Origin of the sequence: Streptomyces catenulae (assembly GCF_000718015.1) — a bacterium.
GTDB lineage: Bacteria > Actinomycetota > Actinomycetes > Streptomycetales > Streptomycetaceae > Streptomyces > Streptomyces catenulae.
This window is the reverse complement of record NZ_JODY01000024.1, coordinates 55637-76211: the sequence shown is the minus strand read 5'-3', so window position 1 is coordinate 76211 and position 20575 is coordinate 55637. Positions and strand designations below refer to the sequence as shown.

General features: G+C 71.8%; 18 protein-coding genes and 1 riboswitch. Of the genes, 9 read left to right on the top strand and 9 right to left on the bottom strand.

What is annotated here, in order from left to right; translation table 11 throughout:
* Window positions 1–89: 89 nt before the first annotated feature.
* Entirely contained in the window at window positions 90–1055 is a 966-nt protein-coding gene (locus IF23_RS0120900; protein ID WP_030285857.1) for a glucosyl-3-phosphoglycerate synthase, read from the bottom strand.
* Between the two features lie 170 nt (window positions 1056–1225).
* Window positions 1226–1374: riboswitch (SAM riboswitch) on the top strand.
* A gap of 17 nt (window positions 1375–1391) precedes the next feature.
* On the opposite strand from IF23_RS0120900, the gene thrC reads away from it, so the two are divergent.
* The 4 genes from thrC to groL all read left to right on the top strand — a co-directional run bounded on the left by thrC (window position 1392) and on the right by groL (window position 5772).
* The gene (gene thrC / locus IF23_RS0120895) at window positions 1392–2684 is read left to right on the top strand and encodes a threonine synthase (RefSeq protein ID WP_030285855.1); all 1293 of its coding nucleotides are present in this window, start codon (window positions 1392–1394) and stop codon (window positions 2682–2684) included.
* A gap of 116 nt (window positions 2685–2800) precedes the next feature.
* Window positions 2801–3079 carry a MoaD/ThiS family protein gene (locus IF23_RS0120890; RefSeq protein ID WP_030285853.1) on the top strand — a complete coding sequence of 93 codons (279 nt, stop codon included), beginning with the start codon at window positions 2801–2803 and terminating at the stop codon, window positions 3077–3079.
* A gap of 490 nt (window positions 3080–3569) precedes the next feature.
* Window positions 3570–3776: a cold-shock protein gene (locus tag IF23_RS0120885; protein ID WP_030285851.1), complete on the top strand. Its 207-nt coding sequence runs from the start codon at window positions 3570–3572 to the stop codon at window positions 3774–3776.
* Window positions 3777–4146: 370 nt separating this feature from the next.
* A complete protein-coding gene (groL, locus tag IF23_RS0120880) occupies window positions 4147–5772 on the top strand; it encodes a chaperonin GroEL (protein WP_030285850.1) in 1626 nt (541 codons plus the stop codon).
* A 139-nt stretch (window positions 5773–5911) separates the two neighbouring features.
* On the opposite strand, the gene IF23_RS0120875 is transcribed toward groL, so the two are convergent.
* Window positions 5912–7702: a dienelactone hydrolase family protein gene (locus IF23_RS0120875; protein WP_051739757.1), complete on the bottom strand. Its 1791-nt coding sequence runs from the start codon at window positions 7700–7702 to the stop codon at window positions 5912–5914.
* Between the two features lie 175 nt (window positions 7703–7877).
* Between IF23_RS0120875 and IF23_RS0120870 the strand changes: the two genes are divergently transcribed.
* The 3 genes from IF23_RS0120870 to IF23_RS0120860 all read left to right on the top strand — a co-directional run bounded on the left by IF23_RS0120870 (window position 7878) and on the right by IF23_RS0120860 (window position 10649).
* The gene (locus IF23_RS0120870; RefSeq protein ID WP_051739756.1) at window positions 7878–8825 is read left to right on the top strand and encodes a helix-turn-helix domain-containing protein; all 948 of its coding nucleotides are present in this window, start codon (window positions 7878–7880) and stop codon (window positions 8823–8825) included.
* A 66-nt stretch (window positions 8826–8891) separates the two neighbouring features.
* Window positions 8892–9464: a hypothetical protein gene (locus IF23_RS0120865; protein WP_030285844.1), complete on the top strand. Its 573-nt coding sequence runs from the start codon at window positions 8892–8894 to the stop codon at window positions 9462–9464.
* Window positions 9465–9611: 147 nt separating this feature from the next.
* Entirely contained in the window at window positions 9612–10649 is a 1038-nt protein-coding gene (locus IF23_RS0120860) for a beta-ketoacyl-[acyl-carrier-protein] synthase family protein (RefSeq protein ID WP_051739755.1), read from the top strand.
* A 163-nt stretch (window positions 10650–10812) separates the two neighbouring features.
* Here IF23_RS0120860 and IF23_RS32895 read toward each other — a convergent pair whose 3' ends face one another.
* The 4 genes from IF23_RS32895 to IF23_RS0120840 form a co-directional block, all read right to left on the bottom strand.
* Window positions 10813–11115 carry an Imm49 family immunity protein gene (locus IF23_RS32895; protein WP_078654130.1) on the bottom strand — a complete coding sequence of 101 codons (303 nt, stop codon included), beginning with the start codon at window positions 11113–11115 and terminating at the stop codon, window positions 10813–10815.
* A gap of 556 nt (window positions 11116–11671) precedes the next feature.
* Window positions 11672–13513, bottom strand: a complete 1842-nt coding sequence (locus IF23_RS0120850; RefSeq protein ID WP_078654129.1) for a PTS transporter subunit EIIC — start codon at window positions 13511–13513, stop codon at window positions 11672–11674.
* 233 nt (window positions 13514–13746) lie between these two features.
* A complete protein-coding gene (gene murQ / locus IF23_RS0120845) occupies window positions 13747–14685 on the bottom strand; it encodes an N-acetylmuramic acid 6-phosphate etherase (protein ID WP_030285836.1) in 939 nt (312 codons plus the stop codon).
* A 164-nt stretch (window positions 14686–14849) separates the two neighbouring features.
* Window positions 14850–15794: a MurR/RpiR family transcriptional regulator gene (locus IF23_RS0120840; RefSeq protein ID WP_051739754.1), complete on the bottom strand. Its 945-nt coding sequence runs from the start codon at window positions 15792–15794 to the stop codon at window positions 14850–14852.
* Between the two features lie 131 nt (window positions 15795–15925).
* On the opposite strand from IF23_RS0120840, the gene IF23_RS0120835 reads away from it, so the two are divergent.
* Both IF23_RS0120835 and IF23_RS0120830 read left to right on the top strand, forming a co-directional pair.
* A complete protein-coding gene (locus IF23_RS0120835) occupies window positions 15926–16288 on the top strand; it encodes a hypothetical protein (protein ID WP_405743809.1) in 363 nt (120 codons plus the stop codon).
* 1 nt (window position 16289) lies between these two features.
* On the top strand, window positions 16290–16628 hold the full coding sequence (locus IF23_RS0120830) for a DUF4031 domain-containing protein (protein ID WP_051739753.1): 339 nt from the start codon (window positions 16290–16292) through the stop codon (window positions 16626–16628).
* 79 nt (window positions 16629–16707) lie between these two features.
* Here the strand turns inward: IF23_RS0120830 and IF23_RS0120825 are convergent, their stop codons facing one another.
* From IF23_RS0120825 to IF23_RS0120815, 3 genes are all read right to left on the bottom strand, one after another.
* A complete protein-coding gene (locus tag IF23_RS0120825; RefSeq protein ID WP_078654128.1) occupies window positions 16708–17988 on the bottom strand; it encodes a Cmx/CmrA family chloramphenicol efflux MFS transporter in 1281 nt (426 codons plus the stop codon).
* A gap of 123 nt (window positions 17989–18111) precedes the next feature.
* A complete protein-coding gene (locus tag IF23_RS32205; RefSeq protein ID WP_051739751.1) occupies window positions 18112–19698 on the bottom strand; it encodes an eCIS core domain-containing protein in 1587 nt (528 codons plus the stop codon).
* A 184-nt stretch (window positions 19699–19882) separates the two neighbouring features.
* Window positions 19883–20551, bottom strand: a complete 669-nt coding sequence (locus IF23_RS0120815) for an HD domain-containing protein (protein WP_030285826.1) — start codon at window positions 20549–20551, stop codon at window positions 19883–19885.
* Window positions 20552–20575: the final 24 nt, after the last annotated feature.

Genomic DNA, 20575 nt, shown 5'->3' with positions numbered 1-20575 from the left:
ACCCTAGCCCGCACCGGATCGGCGCACACGTACGAATGAGGCCAAGGGAGGGACGCCCACCGCTCCACCGGGTGAGCGCGCCCGATCTCTCAGGCCGCCCGGCTCGCCGTGTACTCCGGGACGTCCGCCATCGGAGGCCGCTCCTCGGTGTCGACATCGCTCGTACGGGGGACGAAGCCGTTCTCGCCGCGCACGAACTGGGTCAGCCTCGGCCGCACCAAGTGCCCGCGCGCCAGCCGGAGTTGGGCGGTCCGGTAGATCGCCGCGGCCATCCGGCCCAGCGCCTGACCGTCCTGGTGGCGATGCTTGCGGACCCCCACGTCCACCTGGGCGAGCGCGTCCAGACCGACCGTGTGCAACGCGTCGACCAGCAGCCCCAGCTCCACGCCGTAGCCGACCGGGAACGGCAGCCGCTCCAGCAGCGAGCGGCGCGCCGCGTACTCCCCGCCCAGCGGCTGCACGAACCCGGCCAGCTGCGGCCAGTGCAGGTTGAGCAGCGGGCGGGCGACCAGTTCGGTGACCCGACCGCCCTGACCCGGCCCGCCCCCGGGCGCGCCGCCGGTCTCCAGCGGCCGGTCGTACATCGCCTTGACGAACTGCACGTCCGGGTCGGTCAGCAGCGGCCCGACGATCCCGGAGACGAAGGTCGGGGAGAACTCCCGCAGGTCCGCGTCGACGAAGCAGACGATGTCCCCGCGGGTGACCAGCAGCGACCGCCACAGCACCTCACCCTTGCCGGGCACCGCAGGCAGCCGCGGCAGGATGCTGTCCCGCGCCACCACCCGCGCCCCCGCCGCCGCCGCGACCTCGGCCGTCCGGTCCGTGGACCCGGAATCGAGCACCACCAGTTCGTCGACGAGCGGCACCTCCTCGGTCATCAGGGCGGCGCGGACGGCGGCGACGATCGTGCCGACCGTCGCCTCCTCGTCGAGCGCGGGCAGTACGACGCTGACCGTGCGGCCACTGAGCCGTTTGGCCTCCAGCAGCTGCGTCAGCGGTCGGTCGGTCGCGGACCAGGAGCGACGTCCCAGCCAGCGCTCCACCTCTTCCAGCACGTCTACGACTCCTCGGTGTGCGCCGTCTCGGCGGCGCATGTGATCCATCTCGCGGTTCGGACGACTATCTCTACTGTCAGTGCCGTCGGTTACAGTCTTGAACAACGCGGATGACCGTCGCATGTCGGGGTCACCGCACCACAAACGCCTGGGTTTTCCCAGCGCCATACCGCTCATCCAGAGGGGCAGAGGGACACGGCCCGTTGAAGCCCCGGCAACCCTCCAGCCGGTCTCGACCGCATCACGCGGCGCGAGGCTCCCGGCTAGGGAAGGTGCCAAATCCGTCTCGTGGCGAGATGCGCCGCGAGGAAGATGAGGAGAAAGGGCCTCGCCTCCATGGCTGCGCAAACTGTTGAAGTCACCGAAAACGCTCCCTCCGTCACTCTCGGTGCCGCCGTCGGCCTCTCCTGTCGCGAATGCGGCGAGCGCTTCCCGCTCGGCCCGATCTTCGCCTGCGCGACCTGCTTCGGTCCGCTGGAGGTGGCCTACGACCTGCCGAGTGGTGACCCGGAGGCGTTGCGGAAGCAGATCGAGGCCGGTCCCCACAACATCTGGCGGTACGCACCGCTGCTGCCCGTCCCCACGGACGTGGCCGAGAAGCCGAATCTCAACCCCGGCTTCACCAAGCTCGTCAAGGCCGACAATCTCGCCCGTGAGCTGGGCGTCACCGGCGGCCTCTACGTCAAGGACGACTCCGGCAACCCGACGCACTCCTTCAAGGACCGGGTCGTCGCCATCGCGGTCGAGGCGGCGCGCGCCTTCGGCTTCACCACCCTCTCCTGCTCCTCGACCGGCAACCTCGCCGGTGCCGTCGGCGCCGCCGCCCGCCGCGCCGGGTTCCGCTCCTGCGTCTTCATCCCGCACGACCTGGAGGCGGGCAAGGTCGTCATGGCCGCGGTCTACGGCGGCGACCTCGTCGGCATCGAGGGCAACTACGACGACGTCAACCGCTTCTGTTCCGAGCTGATCGGTGACCCGCTCGGCGAGGGCTGGGGCTTCGTCAACGTCAACCTCCGCCCCTATTACGGCGAGGGTTCCAAGACGCTGGCGTACGAGATCTGCGAACAGCTCGGCTGGCGGCTGCCGGACCAGATCGTCATCCCGGTGGCCTCCGGCTCCCAGCTAACCAAGATCGACAAGGGGCTGAAGGAGCTGATCGCCCTCGGCCTCGTCGAGGACCGGCCCTACAAGATCTACGGCGCCCAGGCCGAGGGCTGCTCCCCAGTCTCGACCGCGTTCAAGGCAGGCCACGACGTGGTCCGCCCGCAGAAGCCGGACACCATCGCCAAGTCCCTGGCGATCGGCAACCCGGCCGACGGGCCGTACGTCCTCGACATCGCGCGCCGTACGGGCGGCGCGGTGGAGGATGTCGACGACGAGCAGGTCGTGGACGCGATCAAGCTGCTGGCGCGGACGGAGGGGATCTTCGCGGAGACCGCGGGCGGTGTGACCGTCGGCGTCACCAAGAAGCTGCTCGAAGCGGGTCTGCTCGACCCGGCCCTGTCCACCGTCATCCTCAACACCGGCGACGGCCTCAAGACGCTTGACGCCGTCGCTCCGACCTCCGGCCCCACGGCCACCATCCGCCCGAGCCTGGACGCGTTCCGCTCGGCCGGTCTGGCCGGCTGAGTCCCGGTCGCTCCCCCGGCCGGAAATCGGCCGATCCGGTCCGTCCGCCGCCGCCCCGCCCGGGGCGCGGCGGCCGGTTCCGCAGACGTATCCGCAGTCGTTGGAAGGCAGAACCCATGAGCGTCAAGGTCCGCATCCCCACCATCCTCCGTACGTACACCGGCGGCGTGTCCGAGGTCAGCGCCGAGGGCGCGACGCTCTCCGAGGTCATCACCGACCTGGAGAAGAACCACCAGGGCATCGCCGCCCGGGTGCTGGACGACGCGGGCAAGCTGCGGCGCTTCGTGAACGTCTACGTCAACGACGACGACGTCCGCTTCGAGCAGGGTCTTCAGACGCCGACGCCGGACGGCGCGGGCATCTCGATCATCCCGGCGGTGGCCGGGGGCTGCTGACGCCCGCACCGGAGTCGGGGAGCCGCCCGCCCGGGTGGCGAATGGTTCTCGCCATTCCTTTCTCCTGCTGACCGATAATCGCCCCGTCCGGATATCCGGACGGGGCGATTCCGCGTTGTGAAAGGGTCCTGCAAAACGCGATACCATTCCGTCGATCCCCTTCTTCTGCTCGTCGAGCGCGGTGTGGCGGCCTTCTGAACGCCCCGGGATCGCGATGAGTTGTGTGCAAAGTGTGTGCGGTATTTGCGCCCTAAGTTCCTTATGCCCGGCCCGAGTTGCCCGGGAATAATGGCAGTTCTGCGCATATCGCCACTTCTCGCACCGTCAGAATTCTCGTCCGATTGACCTGTTGCGCTGGGCACCGGTGCGGATACATTCGGCGGCGGTCGACGCGTTCCGGCGCACACCCCACGGGCCATTCGCGGGGTGAGGTCTGACCCGGGTCCGCGGAGTGCGGTCCTGCGAAGGGCCAGTAATAGGGGAGTTAGGCATGGCTCAGGGCACCGTCAAGTGGTTCAACGCGGAGAAGGGGTACGGCTTCATCGCGGTCGACGGTGGTGCGGATGTTTTCGTCCACTACAGCGCGATCCAGATGGACGGCTACCGCACCCTTGAGGAGGGTCAGCGGGTCGATTTCGAGATCTCGCAGGGCCAGAAGGGGCCGCAGGCCGACATGGTCAAGTTGGCGGCCGGCTGAGCGCCGACCGACTGCGCGTCAAGGAGGCCCGCACCCCGCAGGGGGTGCGGGCCTCCTGCGTGCGCGCGTGCGGGACCTGCGGGTTCGGGGCGAGGAGCGGCGGGGGAGCACCGACGTCCGGCCGCCCCTCAACGAGCCCTCCTCGCGGAGGGCGCTTGCACTCGATGGGGTCGAGTGCTAATCATTGCGTTAGCACTCTCCGAGTGAGAGTGACAGTTTTGGACCGTCGGTGAGGTCCGCAGGCGGGGCGGGAAGGAACCGCTCCAACGGTGGGCCGTCCGTCGCGGGCGCCAGCGCGGTCCGGAGGAAAGAGCCTCCACGCCCCAAAGGCGCGGGAGGTGCCCCCTTCGTCCTGGGAGGACCACTTCACATGGCCAAGATCATCGCGTTCGACGAGGAGGCGCGGCGCGGCCTTGAGCGCGGTATGAACCAGCTCGCCGACGCCGTCAAGGTGACCCTCGGCCCCAAGGGTCGCAACGTCGTCCTTGAGAAGAAGTGGGGCGCCCCCACGATCACCAACGATGGTGTGTCCATCGCCAAGGAGATCGAGCTGGAGGACCCGTACGAGAAGATCGGCGCCGAGCTGGTCAAGGAGGTCGCGAAGAAGACGGACGACGTCGCCGGTGACGGCACGACGACCGCGACCGTCCTGGCCCAGGCGCTGGTCCGCGAGGGCCTCCGTAACGTCGCCGCCGGTGCCAACCCGATGGCCCTCAAGCGGGGCATCGAGACCGCCGTCGAGGCCGTCTCCGCCGCCCTGCTGGAGCAGGCCAAGGACGTGGAGACCAAGGAGCAGATCGCTTCGACCGCCTCCATCTCCGCCGCCGACACCCAGATCGGCGAGCTGATCGCCGAGGCCATGGACAAGGTCGGCAAGGAAGGCGTCATCACCGTCGAGGAGTCCCAGACCTTCGGTCTGGAGCTGGAGCTCACCGAGGGTATGCGCTTCGACAAGGGCTACATCTCGGCGTACTTCGCCACCGACATGGAGCGTATGGAGGCGTCGCTCGACGACCCGTACATCCTGATCGTCAACTCCAAGATCGGCAACGTGAAGGACCTGCTGCCGCTCCTGGAGAAGGTCATGCAGTCCGGCAAGCCGCTGCTGATCATCGCCGAGGACGTCGAGGGCGAGGCCCTGTCGACCCTGGTCGTCAACAAGATCCGTGGCACTTTCAAGTCCGTCGCCGTCAAGGCTCCGGGCTTCGGTGACCGCCGCAAGGCCATGCTCGGCGACATCGCCATCCTCACCGGTGGCACCGTCATCTCCGAGGAGGTCGGCCTCAAGCTGGAGAACGCCGGTCTCGACCTGCTGGGCCGCGCCCGCAAGGTCGTCATCACCAAGGACGAGACCACCATCGTCGACGGTGCCGGTGACAGCGAGCAGGTTCAGGGCCGCGTCAACCAGATCCGCGCCGAGATCGAGAACTCGGACAGCGACTACGACCGCGAGAAGCTGCAGGAGCGCCTGGCGAAGCTCGCCGGCGGTGTTGCGGTCATCAAGGCCGGTGCCGCGACCGAGGTCGAGCTGAAGGAGCGCAAGCACCGCATCGAGGACGCCGTGCGCAACGCGAAGGCGGCCGTCGAGGAGGGCATCGTCGCCGGTGGTGGCGTCGCCCTGCTCCAGGCTTCCAGCGTCTTCGAGAAGCTGGAGCTGGAGGGCGACGAGGCCACCGGTGCCGCCGCTGTGAAGCTGGCCCTGGAGGCCCCGCTGAAGCAGATCTCCGTCAACGGCGGCCTTGAGGGCGGCGTTGTCGTGGAGAAGGTGCGCAACCTGACCGTCGGTCACGGTCTGAACGCCGCCACCGGCGAGTACGTCGACATGATCGCCGAGGGCATCATCGACCCGGCGAAGGTGACCCGTTCCGCGCTGCAGAACGCCGCCTCCATCGCCGCGCTGTTCCTCACCACCGAGGCCGTCATCGCCGACAAGCCGGAGAAGGCCGCCGCGGCGGGCGCTCCGGGCGGCATGCCCGGCGGTGACATGGACTTCTGATCCCTGACCCGTTCCGTCGTACGCGGCGGGACGGGCGGATCACCGTCCGCTGTCCGCAGGGGCGGCACCCTTCTTCGGAGGGGTGCCGCCCCTGCGGCGTTTCCGGGGCGGTCGCGCCGGTCCGCGCCCGCGGGGGCGTCTACGGGGCCGTCAGGTGGCCGAGGACGGTGTCGAGCGCCGTGCGGACGGCGGTGCGGAGCGTCTCCGGGGCGGTTTCGGAGCGGTGGTCGGCGGTCTCGAAGCCGTGGTGGCCTTCGGGTACGTCGATGATCTCCAGCGCGGCGCCGTGTGCCTCGGCGGCGGCCCGGAACTCCGTGACCGTGGCGAGGATCTCCGGCAGGTCGCGACCGGCCCGGACCACGACGAGCGGCAGCTCGCCCGCGCCGCGCACGGCGACCGCCGGGCGGAACCGGTCGCCGTCCAGGCCCCAGTTGGGCAGCGGCGCGAGGATCGGGTAGTTCGCGGCGACGCAGCGCAGCCAGGGGGGCGGGGCGCTCAGCCAGTCGGCGGCGAGGAGTCCGCCGCCGGAGAAGAACCAGAGCGCGATCCGGTCGGCGTCCACCCGCGGGTCCGCGCGGACCCGGGCCACCGCCGCCGCGACGTCCCGCGCGGCGTGTGGGTAGCGGTCGAGGCCGTACAGCCCGTGGTCGAAGGTGACGCCGATCGCGCCCTGTGACGCGGCGAGGCGGGCGTATCCGGTGAGCGTCGGCCAGTCGCGGGGTGTCGGCCGGATGCCCTCGGGGACCGGTCCGCCGTGGACGACGATCACTGCCGGGTGGGGCCCGTCGCCCCCGGGGAGGTACAGATCGATGGTCTCGTTCCGCTCGTGCGGTACCTCGGGGACGTCGAGGAGGAACGGTCGCAGATGCGGCGGCGGTTGGCTGCCCGCCGGGGTGAGGCGGTGGCCCTCGCCCGCCGCCGCGCGCCGCAGGGCGTCGGCGAGGGCGTCCGGGTGGGAGAGCATCGGCCAGTGTCCGGTGGGGAGTTCGAGGAAGCGCACGCCGGGGGCGGTGAGCGGCCGGAACGCCGGGTCGCCGAGGTCGATCCGCATCTGGACCAGGTCGATGCTCGTGCCGTTGGCGGTGCAGAGGACGCCGGTGACCGGGACGGCTGCGGCGGCGCCGGTCAGCCGGAGCGGCTGGAGGAGCGTGCCGAGCGGCTGCGGGACGGCGTCCCGGACCAGCCGCGCCAGCACCGCCTCGGACAGGCCCTCGGTGCTGCCCCAGCGCCGCCAGGCGGCGGGGGAGGGCGGTGGGGGCAGCGTGCCGCCGTGCGTTCGGGGCGCGGGCCCCGCACCGGCTCCGGTCCCGGTGGCCGCCCCGGGCGCTCCGCCCGTCCCCGTCCCCGCCGCGTCCGCTCCGTCCGTAGGCCCTGCCGCTCGGTCCGTAGGCACTGTCGCTCGGTCCGTAGGCACTGTCGCTCCGTCCGATGCGTCTGCCCGTGCCCAGGTGGCCAGTTGCTCTCGTACGCGCTGGTCGGGGAGGGTGGTCCAGGCCGGTTGGTCGTGCTGGGCGGGGGCGGTGTCCAGGGCGATGATCCGGGTGACGCGTTCCGGGCGGCGGTCGGCGGCGCCGAGTGCCGGGTGCAGGCCGTAGCCGTGTCCGACGAGAACGATCTCCGGGGTGGTGGCCGCCCCGCCGGAACCGGCCGGTTCGCCGAATCTGCCCGCGCCCCCGGCGGCGGTCACCGCGTCGATCGCCCGTACCACCTCCCCGATGTGCGTCTCCAGGTCCGGCGGCGCGGGCGCGCTGCCGTGCGCCCCCGCGTCCGCGCCCGTGAGGGTCAGCGCGGTCGCCGCCGCGCCCGTCGCCCGCAGCCGGGCGGCCGTCTCCTCCCACACCCACCCGCCGGTGAACGCGCCGGGCACCAGCAGGAAATGGGTCCCGGCGGCCCCGCCGTGGGCCCCGGTCCGCTGCTCCTTCTCATCCATCCTTCGCTCCTCGCTCCTCGCGCGACGTGTCTCTCGTTGCCGGGCTCCAACGGGTGCGGAGGGGGCGCCCGGCGCACCGTGGCGCGCCCCCCCCGGGCCGGACGGGCCGTCCCCCGATCGGTCCGTCCGTTCGAGCCCGCCGGTACGGTAGGAACTCCCCCTGAGGGAGGTTCAAGTGGCGGTGTCCGACGGGCTGTGGAGCATCGGGGAGCTGGCCGAGCGTGGCGGGGTCACCGTCAAGACCGTGCGGTTCTACTCGGACCGGGGGCTGCTCCCGGAGCGGTCGCGCAGTGCGGGCGGGCACCGGCGGTACGCCCCCGACGCCCTCGACCGGCTGCGACTGATCCGTTCGCTGCGCGCGCTGGACCTGCCCGTTCCCGAGGTGCGGCGGATCGTCGACGACGAGGCGGGCGCGGGCGGCGCGCTGGAGGACGCCGTCGCCGGGCAGTTGAAGCAACTGGGCTACCGGATGGCGGCGTTGCGCTGGCGGGAGGCCGGGTTGCGGCTCGTCCAGGAGTGTCCGCCCCGGGAGCGCGCGGACCGGCTGCGGCTGATCGGTGCGGTGGCGGCGCCGCCCAGTACCGCCCCGCTCGCCCGGTTCTGGCGGGCGTGGCTGCCGCCGCGGATGTCGGCTCGCGCGGTCGGTGCCTTCCTGGAGCAGGCGGTCCCCGCGCCGCCGGACGAGCCGACGCCCGCGCAGGTCCTCGCCTTCGCCCGGCTGCACGCCCTGGTGACCCGCCCCTGTGACGGCTCCGCCCGCCCGCAGCCCGCCGCGCACCGCTCCGGCCCCGGCTTCCGCCCGGAGGTCCTCTACGACGGCCTGGGCGAGGCGTACGCGTTGGCGGCGGCGCCGCTGAGCCGGGCGCGGGCGCCGCGACCCGGGGAGGCGCTGGACTGTTTCGTCGCCGCGTACGCCGCCTCCGCGGGCGGCGCCCGGGACACCCCGGAGTTCCGCCGTCGGCTCGTCGCCCGTCTCGCCGCGGATCCGCGTATCGACCCGTACTGGGCGCTCACCGCCGAGGTGCTGGGGCCGCGCGAGGGCCGTCCGGTGCCGACGCCGGGGGCCGCGCACGACTGGCTGCTGGCCGCGCTGACCGACGAGGTCGCCGCCCGCGCCGCGTAGCGGGTGCCCCCAACTACCTGCATTGTTGGGCCACCTCGTGTCATACCCCTCTGGCAGGATGCCGGTATGTCGAACACGCAGACGATGACGTACGCGCGGGTCGGAGCGGTCCTGGAGGGGGCCGGTGTGGTGGCGCCGGAGAAGGTCCGGCAGGTGCTCGCGGAGTACGCGCAGGGGGCGGACACCCCGTTGCGCCCGTACGAGGTCGCCTGCGCGTTGGAGTCCTTCGGGATAGCGCTGTCGATCCACGCCGACGACATCGATCAGCTGGAGCCCGGTTACGCCTCCCTGCTGAGGCGCGCCGCGGAGCTGACCGACGGCGCGGTCACGGTCGCCAAGGTCCGGCTGGTGGAGGGCGATCGTTCCCCGGACGGCGCCTCCCGGGACGACACCCTGGAGTTCGAGCGGAACGGCATCGCGGTCGCCGTCCCCGCCGAGCACTTCTCGGACGAGTACTACGACCAGCTGGCCGCCGCGGAGGCGATCGACGCGCTGAACCCCGGCGGCGACGACGCCCGCACGTTCCGCTACGTCGATTTCCCGCGCGAGAAGCACGGCGTCTACGACACGATCGTCGCCCTCGTCACACCGGAGCAGGCGACGGCGCTGGAGCGGGGGTTGGGGTTGGCGCTGCGTTGACGGCGCGCCGCCCGCCGGGTCCGGCTGCAGTCGCGTCTTCTTCCGTGCGTCCCTCACTGCACGGGAGCGGGCGGTGGCACGGGTACTCCTGGCTGAGTCTCCCTCGCTCCTGCACGATGGATGCATCTTCAAAACCGGGAGAACCTCGTGACTCTGGCGCACATCAGCAAACCAGGAACGGCCGACGCCGAATACATCGTCACCAACAGGGAGATAATCGACCAGATCGACCCGGAAGGGAAACGGAAGCCAGCGCTCACGCGGTTTGCTGCCGCCACCGGTGTGGAGCAGCGGCGCTACCACCGCCGCCTGTCAGAGGTCGCGCACACGACCCCCTTCGAGGAAAGTAACGACCCCGCGGTCGAGGGGGTCATCGACCTCGCCACCCGCGCCGCTCAAAGCGCCTTGGACAACGCAGGTCTGGCCCCCGAACGAGTCGCCCGGATCGTCACCGCTCACGTTACCGGCCAGATGGTGACACCCGGGCTCGACGCGCACCTGATTAACGCCCTGGGCCTGAGGCCCACTGTCCGCTGCACCCCCATGACGGAGCTGGCGTGCGCGGGCGGGGCCCACGCGCTGGGCCTGGCCGCCGATCTCGTCCAGCCGAATCGCCCCGTCCTCTTTTCCAGTGGCGAGGTGCTCACCAGCGCATGGCAAAACTCGAACGATAGGCCCCAAGATGCTGCGTTCAAGCTGTTGTTCGGGGATGGCGGGGGTGCTGCGGTCCTCTCACACCCCTCCGACAGCCTGATGGGGGTGGGCGCCGCCATCGAGGAGTCCTGGGAGTACATGCTCCCCAACAGCCTCCGCTACTACTACGGCTACAACGACACTAAGGGCATGAACTTTACGTCCGAAAAGGAGTCTCTTAAGGGAGTTGGCGACGTCGTACCGGAAATGCCCTGGATGGGCGATGACTGGAACCCAGAGTTCGGTGTACTGCACCCCGGCTCTGCGCTCATCCTTGACAAAATGGTCGAGGCCGGTGCGGTGAGCGAAGAGACCACCCGGCACTCCCGCGCCGTACTCGCCGAGTATGGCAACACTGGAGGGCCGACGGCGCTGCGTGTTCTGGAGCGCTGGCACCGGGAACCTCCGCGGCGAGGCGCTGAAGGGCTGCTGTTCGGTGTCGGCCCGGGGTTCCGGGCCTGCGCCTCCCGCCTGCGCTGGATTGGCGAGTAAGGCCACTTCCGCAAGAGAACGCTGGTCCTGCCGGCAGAAGAGGCGTAGCCAGGACCAGCGGGCGCAGGGCGATGGCCCGCTCCACCGCCGCCGTGCTGCATGCCGTGGCTCCGCCCGCTACGGCATGCAGCATTCTCTGGGAGCTCCCCTGCCCGTGCAGCGCTCAGCACCGGCGGTCCGATGCTGCGCTCCAGTCCTGGAATGGGCGGGGCGGCAGGAACGGCGACGCGACCTGGATGTGCCAGGTCCTGCAGTGGGCGTGGCGGGCCAGGGCGAGGATGCCGAGGCTCGGGGTGGCGTCGCAGGACGCAGCGCGATCAGCCACATGCCCGCGACACCCCGCAAGGGCATCGAGAAACGCGAGGTTGAAAGACTGCTCGTCGCCGCCAGAGAGTTGGGGCAGCAGGACCGCGGGCGGCGCGACGAAGCCCAGTCCGCGGCGTTCTCGGCGTCGACCGGGCTTCATCGCCGGAGCGAGATCGTCGGCCTAGAGGTAGTGGTGCAAGCCATGCGGTAGGACACGTATTCTCCGGGCCCGTGACGCTGTGAGTGGCGCAGGGAACTGGGCGGCGACCAACTTTGGAGTGAGCCGCAACGCTCCTCGCTCGTCGGCGGACGCTCACCGGCGACCACCGAGCGCACCGTCGGCCCCAGCGGTACGAACGGCACACCGGCTCGCGCCGACAGCGTCGCGAACTCCTCGTCCGGCGGCGCACACATCCGCACCTCCGCACCGAGCCCCCGCAACGCCACCGCGAGCCCCGCCAGCGGCTCCACATCCCCGCGCGACCCCCACGACGACACCACCACACGCATCCCGAACTCCCCCTGTTTCCGCAGGTCCTGGCCTTGGCCGGGCAAGTGTGAAGCACCCCGGGGGGCTTGCCGCAAGCCCCCTGGGCCGCTATACGTTGAAGAGGGCGAGGGGGAGTTTCCGTACCTTCTCGCCTTTGTCGTGGGCGGGGACGGGGGTGGGGGCGGGGGCGGGGCCGCCCGGGCCCGGGCCCGGACCCGGGGCGCCGTCAGGTGGTGGCGGACTCCTTCGGGGGCGGGGGCGTTGTCGACGGTGCCGGGGATGTTGCCGAGGGTGCCGCCGGGGCCGGTGCCGGGGCCGGTGCCGCTGCTGAGGTGGTCCGGGCGGGGCCGTCGGGTATCCGGGCGGGGGCGTCGCCGGCGGCTTCCGGGGACGGCCCGTTGCCGTTGGCTTCCGCGGCTTCCGGCGCGCCTGCTGCTTCCGCCGGGCCCGTCGCTTCCGCCGCGCCCGCCGCTTCCGCCGCGCCCGCCGCTTCCGCCGCGCCCGCCGCTTCCGCCGCTTCCGGCGTCGCGTTCAGCTCTGTGAGCATCTGGCGGCTGAAGCCGAAGAAGTATGTGGCCAGGAAGCCGGTGACATAGCCGACGAGCAGCCCGAGGCCGTAGACCGCCAGCGTCGTACCGAGGCCCGTATTGCCCTTGACCAGCGGGAACAGGGCCCAGCCGGACGGGCCGATGGCGGTGGAGCCGACCGCGTCGCCGAGCTGGTTGCACAGCCCGATGAAGCCGCCGCCGAACGCGCCGCCCACACATGCCGTGATGAACGGACGGCCCAGCGGGAGCGAGACACCGTAGATCAGCGGCTCGCCGACGCCCAGGAAACCGGCCGGGAGGGCGGACTTGACGGTCCGGCGGACCGAGGTGTTCCGCGGCAGCCGCAGATAGACCGCGACGGCGGCGCCGACCTGCCCCGCACCGGCCATCGCCAGGATCGGCAGCAGCACGGTGTAGCCCTGTTGCTCGATCAGGGTGGTGTGGATCGGGATGAGCGCCTGGTGCAGACCCAGCATGACCAGCGGGAGGAAGAGCCCGCCGAGTACGAAACCGGCGAGCGCGCCGCCGTGGGCCAGTAGCCAGTCGGCGACCGTGCCGATGCCGTTGGACACCTCGCCCGCCACGAACATCAGGCCGTAGATCGTCACCAGGCCCGTGACCAGCACCGTCAGGGTCGGGGTGACGAGGACGTCCAGCGCCTCCGGGACATGGCGGCGGCACCACTTCTCCACCTGGACGGCGAGCAGCGCGGCGGCGAGCGCGCCGAGGACACCGCCCTGCCCGGGGGAGAGCTTCTGGCCGAACGCCGTGATGTTCGCTATGCCGGGGAAGACGATGACGGCGGCGACCGCCCCGCCCAGGACCGGCGTCCCGCCGAACTCCTTCGCGGTGTTGTAGCCGACGAACACGGCGATCAACGACATGAAACCGGAGGCGACCGCGGCCAGCGCCGGGACGACGGACGGCAGCCAGCCGAGGTTGGTCAGCAGACCGTTGATACCGGCGACGATGCCGCAGCCGATCAGCGCGGGGATCAGCGGGACGAAGATGTTGGCGACCCGGCGCAGGAACAGCTTGAACGGCGTCGCGTTCCGCGCCTTCTGCCGCGCCTTGAGCGCAGCCCCCTGGGCGGCGAGGTCGGCGGCGGTGGTGGCGTGCGGGGGGACGGTGGGGGCGGACTTTGTGGGAGCGGGCTCGCCGGGGGAGCCTGCCGTTTCCGCAGCTCCGGGGCTCTCGGCGGCCTCGGTCTCGGCGGGCTCGGTGGCCTCGGCGGGCTTCGCCGCCTCCGGTGCGGCGGTGCGTTCCTCGTCCACCAGCCGTTCGAACTCCGGGGTGACGCGGGCGACCGCTCCCGGGCCCAGCACGATCTGGTACGTGTCGTCCTCGACGACGCCCAGCACTGCGGGCAGCGCCTTGAGCGCCTCCTCCCGGACCAGCGAACGGTCCCGGATCCCGAGCCGTAGCCGGGTCATGCAGTGGGCGACGGAGGTGAGGTTCGAGGCGCCGCCGACGAGGGGGAGGATCGCGGCGGCGGTGGCGCGGTTCTTGTCTTCGGACATGTGCGGTGCCTTGCTGTGCGGACAACGAGGGGAGGGAGGGAGAGAAGGGGCGTAAAGGGATGAAAGGGGTGGTCGGAGGGTGTGGTCGTAGGGACCCGCGACGGTGCGGGACTCTTCGGATGTGGGGATCGGGGATCTGGGGCCGGGGATCGGGGATCGGACGTCGGGGATCTGGGGCCGGGGCATCGGCTGAGCGGCGCGTCCTCAGTCGGTTCGGCCTCGGCTGCTTCCGCCTAGGCCGTGCGGGCCGCTTCCAGGGCCTCGCGCAGATGGCCGCGGGAGGCGTCGAGGAGGCGGGCGGCCGATGGGGCGTCGACCTCGCCGAGCACGATCAGGATCGCGTTCTTCACCTCACCGTCCGCCGCCGCGAGGGCGGTCTCTATCTCCGCGTCGGAGGCGCCGGTGGCGAGCGCCACGATCCGCCGCGAACGGGCCTGGAGCTTGTCGTTGGACGCCCGGACGTCGACCATCAGATTCCCGTAGGTCTTGCCGAGCCGGATCATCGTGATCGTCGAGAACATGTTGAGCACCAGCTTCTGCGCGGTGCCCGCCTTGAGGCGCGTCGAGCCCGTCAGCAGCTCCGGGCCGACGACGATCTCGATGCCGTGCTCCGCCGCCGCGGCCAGCGCCGAACCGGCGTTGCAGGACAGCCCGACCGTCAGCGCCCCGATCCGCCGGGCGTGCTCCACCGCGCCGACCGCGTACGGGGTGCGGCCCGAGGCGGATATCCCGACGACGGTGTCCCGCTCGGTCAGACCCAGCGCCGTCAGATCGGCGGCGGCCAGCGCCTTGCTGTCCTCCGCGCCCTCCACCGCCGTGACCATCGCCGACGGGCCACCGGCTATCAGCCCCAGCACCTCGGACGGGTCGGTGTTGAACGTCGGCGGGCACTCGCTGGCGTCCAGCACCCCCAACCGCCCGGCCGTCCCGGCACCGGCGTAGATCAACCGGCCGCCCTCGGCCATCCGGGCGGTGAGCGCGTCGATGGCCGCGGCGATCCGCGGCAGCTGCGTGGCGACCGCGCCGGGCACCCGCGCGTCCTCGTCGTTCATCGTCCGGGCGATCTCCAGGGTGGATCGCCGGTCGATCTCGGCCAGCTCGGGGCGGAACGCCTCGGTGGTGAGCGTGTCCAACTGGGCCCGCAGGTGTGCGTGATCGGCTGTCGAAGTCATGTGGCGGCTCTTTCCGGCTCGTACGGACGGATCTGTACGACGTGCTGTGGTGCGGGTGCGGGTGAGATCGGCGGGGCGCGGGGCGGTGCGGCGGGCCGCGGCGGGGACCGGCGGGTCGGAGGCGGTCGGGCGGGCGCCGCCGCGGCCGACGGCGCCCGGCGGGGTCAGCGGTGCGAGCGGGGGGAGTGGCGGTGGGCGAGCGCTTCGTAGGAGGCGGACAGGGCGGGCGCGGCGGTGTCGTACGTACGCTGCGCCACGCCGATGAAGAGGCAGTCCACGACGAGGAGCTGGCTGGTCCGGGAGGACATCGCGGCCGGTCGCAGCTCGCTCTCGCGGGCCGTGGAGGTGGTCAGGATGTGATCGGCGTACGAGGCGATCTCGCTGTCCGGGCGGCCGGTGATCGCGATCGTCGTCGCGCCGTGGTCGAAGGCGACCCGCAGCGGCTCTATGACGTCCGTCGTCCGGCCCGAATGGGTGATGGCGAGCGCGACGTCACCCGCCCGCATCTGCACCGCGTTGGTCACCGCGAGATGCGGATCGGCGTGGGCGTGCGCGATCAGGCCGATCCGTAGCAGCTTCTGCACCAGGTCCTGGCCGACCAGGCTCGACGCCCCTATGCCGTACACATCGATGCGGCGGGCCGAGACCAGCGCGGAGACGGCGGCCTCCAGCTGGGTGACGTCCAGCCCGGCGGCGGTGTCGGCCAGACACTGCTGCTCCTCCTGCGCCAGCTTCGCCACGACATCGCTCAGGGAATCGTCGACCGCTATGTCGGCCGTGACGGCGGGGGCGCCGCCCGCGGCCTGCTGGGCGGCGAGCGCGGCGAGCGCGAGCCGCAGATCGCGGTAGCCGGGATAGCCCAGCAACCGGGAGGTGCGCACGACCGTGGCCTCACTGGTGCGGGTGCGCTCGGCCAGGCCGGTGACGGTGAGGGCGGCGCAGCCGGCCGGATCGCCCGCGACGGCCTCGGCGACCCGCTGCATGGAGCGGGTCATCGACGGACCGAGAGTGCGGACCTTGGCCGCCAGCGCCGCGGGGGCGGGCGGGGTCGGGGCCGGTCGGGACTCGACGGCCACCTCGCTGAAAGTTTCCTTCACGCTGCTGCTCACGACTGAAAAGTAATTTCAACGCCAGGGCGCGTCAATACCTCGCCGCGGCCTGTGGACAACCTCCGGCGGACCCGTCGCGGGGCTGTGGACGGCGGAGCGGACCGTCACCGGTCCGCGCGACAATGGACGGCATGGAGTTGGAACAGGCATTGCACGCCGCGCGGGCGCTGGTCCTCGCCGACCTGGTGGCGAACGACGTCGCCGACGCCGACATCGTCTCCCTCGTCGAGGACGCGGTCGCGCACCGCCGCTGGTGGGTGGAGCAGTGGCCGGCCGGGGTGGAGTTCGTCGCCGGGCTGATAGCGCAGGACGTGCAGGACGCCCTGCTGGAGCGGTACGGCCGCTGGCCGCTGTGCCCGGTGTGCACGGAGTCCGGCGATCCGCACGCGCTCGACGTGGAGCCGGAGTTGGGCCCCGACCCGCACTGGGTCTGCCCGAAGACGGCGGTCGCGGTGGCCCGCGTCGGCAGGCTCGGCGCGCCCGCGGAGCACTGAGGTGACGCTCTACATCGACCCGCCCAGCTGGCCCGGGCACGGCCGCATGTGGTCCCACCTGGTCAGCGATGTGTCCTTCGAGGAGCTGCACCTCTTCGCCTCCGGCATCGGCATCCCCCCGAAGGCGTTCGAGCGCGACCACTACGACCTGCCCCGGGAGCGTTACGACGCCGCGGTGCTCGCCGGGGCGGTCGAGGTCGGCAGCAAGGAGTTGCTCCGCCGCCTGACCGCCGCCGGTCTGCGCCGCCCCAAGCACCGCCCGCCGGACACCTGGCCGGTCACCGGCGCGGTCGCCTGGCCCGTCAGCGGACCGAGCCTGCCCGGCGAGCCGGGGGCGTAGGGCCCGGTCCGGAACGGCGAACGGCCGCAGGAACCGCGTACGGGCGGGTCCTGCGGCCGGAGGTCGGGGCGGTCGGCGGTCAGCCGCCCGCGGGCGTCGCCGCGCCGTCCTTCGCCAGCTCGACGCCGGACGCCTCGCCCGATGTCCCGCCCGACGCCTCGCCGGACTCCGCGTCCGGTACCGAGGTGGCGATCACCCGGGAGCGGTGCGGCGCCCGGTGCAGGCGGAAGGCGACGAAGGTGAGGGCGACCGCCACGGCGGCGAGCGCCGCGCCCAGCCAGGCGGTGGATTCGTAACCCCACTGCGCGCTGATGGCCAGACCACCGAGCCAGGGGCCGAGGGTGTTGCCGATGTTGAACGCCGCGGTGGTCGTCGCACCCGCCAGCGTCGGGGCGGCGTTGGCGACGTTGAACATCCGGGCGTTCAGCGCCGGGGCGGTGGTGAACACCGTGACGCCCAGCATCAGCGAGAGCCCGACGGCGGCGACCGGGCTGTGCGCCGTCAGCGCCAGCACCGTCAGGACCAGCGTCGACGCGGATATCCCGGCGAACAGCGTCGGGAAGAGATGCGCGTCGGCGACCCGGCCACCGATGAACGTACCGATCAGCGCGCCGATGCCGAACAGCGCCAGCACCGTCGGCACCCAGCTCTCCGCCAGCCCGGCGGTCTTGGTGAGCAGCGGCGAGAGGTACGAGAAGAGCGAGAAGAGCGCGGCGGCGTTCAGCGCCGTGGCGGACAGCGCCAGCCAGACCTGCTTGTCCTTGTAGATCGCCAGCTCACGGCGGAGCTGCGGCCGCTCGTCGCCCGTCGGCACCTCCGTACGGGGCACCACGAAGACCACGCCCACCAGACCGATCACCGCCAGCACGGCCACCGCCCAGAACGCCGAGCGCCAGCCCGCGTGCTGCCCCAGCAGCGCACCGGCGGGCACCCCCGCGATATTGGCGATGCTCAGCCCGCCGACCATGATCGCCATCGCCTTGGCCCGCGCGGTGACCGGCACCAGCGACACCGCCACGGCGGCGCCGACCGCCCAGAACCCGGCGCACGCCAGCGCGCTCACCACCCGCGAGACGAAGAGCACGCCGTACGTCGGCGCCAGCGCGCCCGCCACCTGTCCCAGTGCGAAGACGGCGAGCAGGGCGATCAGCGTGGTGCGGCGCGGCAGCCGCAGCGTCGCGGCGGCGAGAACGGGCGCACCCACCACCATCCCGATCGCGAACGCGGAGACCAGCAGACCCGCTTGCGGAATGGAGACACCGAGGTCGTGGGCGAGCGGTTGGAGGATTCCGGACAACATGAATTCGCTTGTGCCAAGAGCGAAGACAGACAGGCCCAATACGTAGACGGCTGCGGGCATACGGGTGCGTGTGGAGGGGACAGGCATGTCCGCCACCAACAGTGGCCGGATGCGTCGCATTCCCGTACTCCGAAGGGCGTGCGGTATGTCCCGATATGCGGCCCGGTCGGGGTGTGGCGCCCGTTACCTCCTCGTGCGGGGCAGCCCCTTCGGCAGGAAGGTGGAGGTGGTCGCCCTCGCCCTGCAGAATTCGGCGAGCGATTCCCGCTTTCCGGCTTCCTTGCCGTCCTTCGGGGGCGGAACCAGCTGCGTGGTGTACGGGATGTAGACGTAAGCGCCCAGGGTGGCGGCGCCCTTCACCGGTGTGTCGTAGTACTCGTAACCGCCGCCGGATTTCGCGGGCTTGAGGTATCCGTTCGTCTTCAGTTCGGCGATGGTGAATTTGAAGAACGTGTACTTCTCCAGATGTGCGCGCCCCAGATCACCTGCCTGCTTCTCCACCTCCTGCCAGTCCGTGATCTCGTCCCACTCCTTGGGGTCGAAGTCGGCGACCTGCGCGTTCTTGGTGAGGCTCAGCATCTCCTTCAGCGCCTTGACGGTCTCGTCGTTCTTGATCCGGGGATCCTTCAGCTTCTCGCCCAGACCGGTGAGGCTCTTGAACTTCTTGTCGCCCAGCGGGGAGAGGTATTTACCGTCGGTGTCGATGTCGTCGCCGTTCTCGGTCGGCTCCGCGCGGATGCTGGTGTTCGGGCCGATGAACTGATTCCCCGCCTGCCATTCGAAGAAGGAATGCCGGATGTCGCCGAACGGGATTCCGTACTCCTCCTCGGAGTTGGGGACGGACTTGTCGGCCAGGCGCTTCCGCAGATTCCGGAGATATTCCGGGGTGTTCTTGTCCGCCGGAACCCCGATCTTGAGGTTGGCCAGCATCGCCTTGGTGATCTCCTTGGGGATCGCGGCGGTGAGCACATCGAGCTGCTCGGTCCCGCTCAGCCGCCCCAGGGACTCCGTCAGCGTCGAGTGCGCCACGATGTGGTGCGCCGTCGTGGTCCAGCCCTGATGGTCGGCGGACTTGGCGTGCGGGTTCTCGCCCCGCCGCTGGATCGCCGCTCCCGGGGGCGCCGCCACCGACCGCTGTGCGGGCACCGGACCGTCCGGTGCCGGACTCCGCATCACCCGTGTGGCGTTGGCCTCCGCCTCCTGCTCGAAGCGGTCGGACGGATCGGAGACCCGCAGCCCGTCGCCGTGGTCCGTCCCGGCGACCGGGCCCTGCCGCTGCTGGATCACATGGGTCAACTCGTGCGCGAGGGTGTGCGGATCGCCGCCGCCCGCCCCGAGTACGACATGGCTTCCGGAGGTGTAGGCGCGGGCGCCCACCTCCGCCGCCGACGCCTTGGCCGCACCGTCGTCGTGCACCCGGACGTCGGAGAAGTCGGCGCCGAGCCGCGCCTCCATGTCCCCGCGGGTCGTCTCGTCCAGCGGCCGTCCGGAGGTCCGCAGCACCTCGTGGACGCGGGAGCGCTGCACCTGGGGGCCGTCGCCGCCCTGGTCATGGCCGCACCCGGCGCCGTGCCGGTGCTCCTCCGTATCGGCGAGCCCCGCCTGCCGGAGCAGCTGGACGACGGCGGCGTTGCCCGCGCTGTTCTGGAGGGCGAGAAGGGGGTGCGACGGCGCTCCGGCGCCCGCGACCGGCCCGGTCGAGGGGCGCGGCGCCGGTGCACGGCGGCTCTTCGCGGCGTCCGGTCGTCCGGCTTCGTCCTGGGCTCGCATGGGTCCTCTTCCCGCAGAAAACGCGACCCTCCCTGCCTACCCGCCCCGCGGCGCCGGGGGCAGAGGCGTAAGGGCAACGTCGACCGTCCCCGAGGGCAGGACGGGGCCGCCGCCCGGACCTCGGCCGGGCGGCGGAGGCGGACGCACCGGCCGCCCACCGGCCGCCGCCCGCCGGACCCGCAGGTCAGCTGTTCAGCAGCGCCAGTTCCGTCGCCAGGTTGTGCCGGGCGGCGTCCTCCCAGCGCTCCCGGCCCAGCGGGGTACGGAACAGCCGGGGCAGACCGAGAAGTTGCCGCAGCACCGCCGCGCGGCCCGCGGTGAAGTCCGGGTCCGGCACGAACCCGTACTCCTCACGGACCGCCGCCGCGTACGCCGCATAGGCGTCCGGCGTCCCGGCGAGCACCGCCAGATCGGCGTCGCAGAGCACCTCGCCGTCCCGGTCGCCGGGCTCCGGATCATGGCTGACGGTGAGCCGGACCAGGCGCGCGACCTGCGCCGTACGGGCGGCGTCGAGGCCCAGCTCCGGCAGTGCGCGTTCGGCGAGCGCCGCGCTGCGCTCCTCGTTCTCCGAACGGTCCGGGCGGTAGACCGCGTCGTGGAACCACGCCGCCAGCTCCACGGTGCCGGGATCGGCGGCGTACGCGGCGAGTTCGTCGACCCGCGCCAGGACCGCCGCCAGATGCGCGACCGTGTGGTAGCGGCGCTGCGGCTCCGCCCAGCGGGCCAGCAGATTCTCCGCGTACGGGGCCGGATCGGGGCCCGCCGCGCCTCGGGTGCGGGCCACGGTCGCCGCCCAGCGGCGGTGCAGCTCCGCCGCCGGGCCGCCGGGCTCCGTCAGGGAGTCGGAAGTCATACCGCCATTGTGGCCCGCCGGACC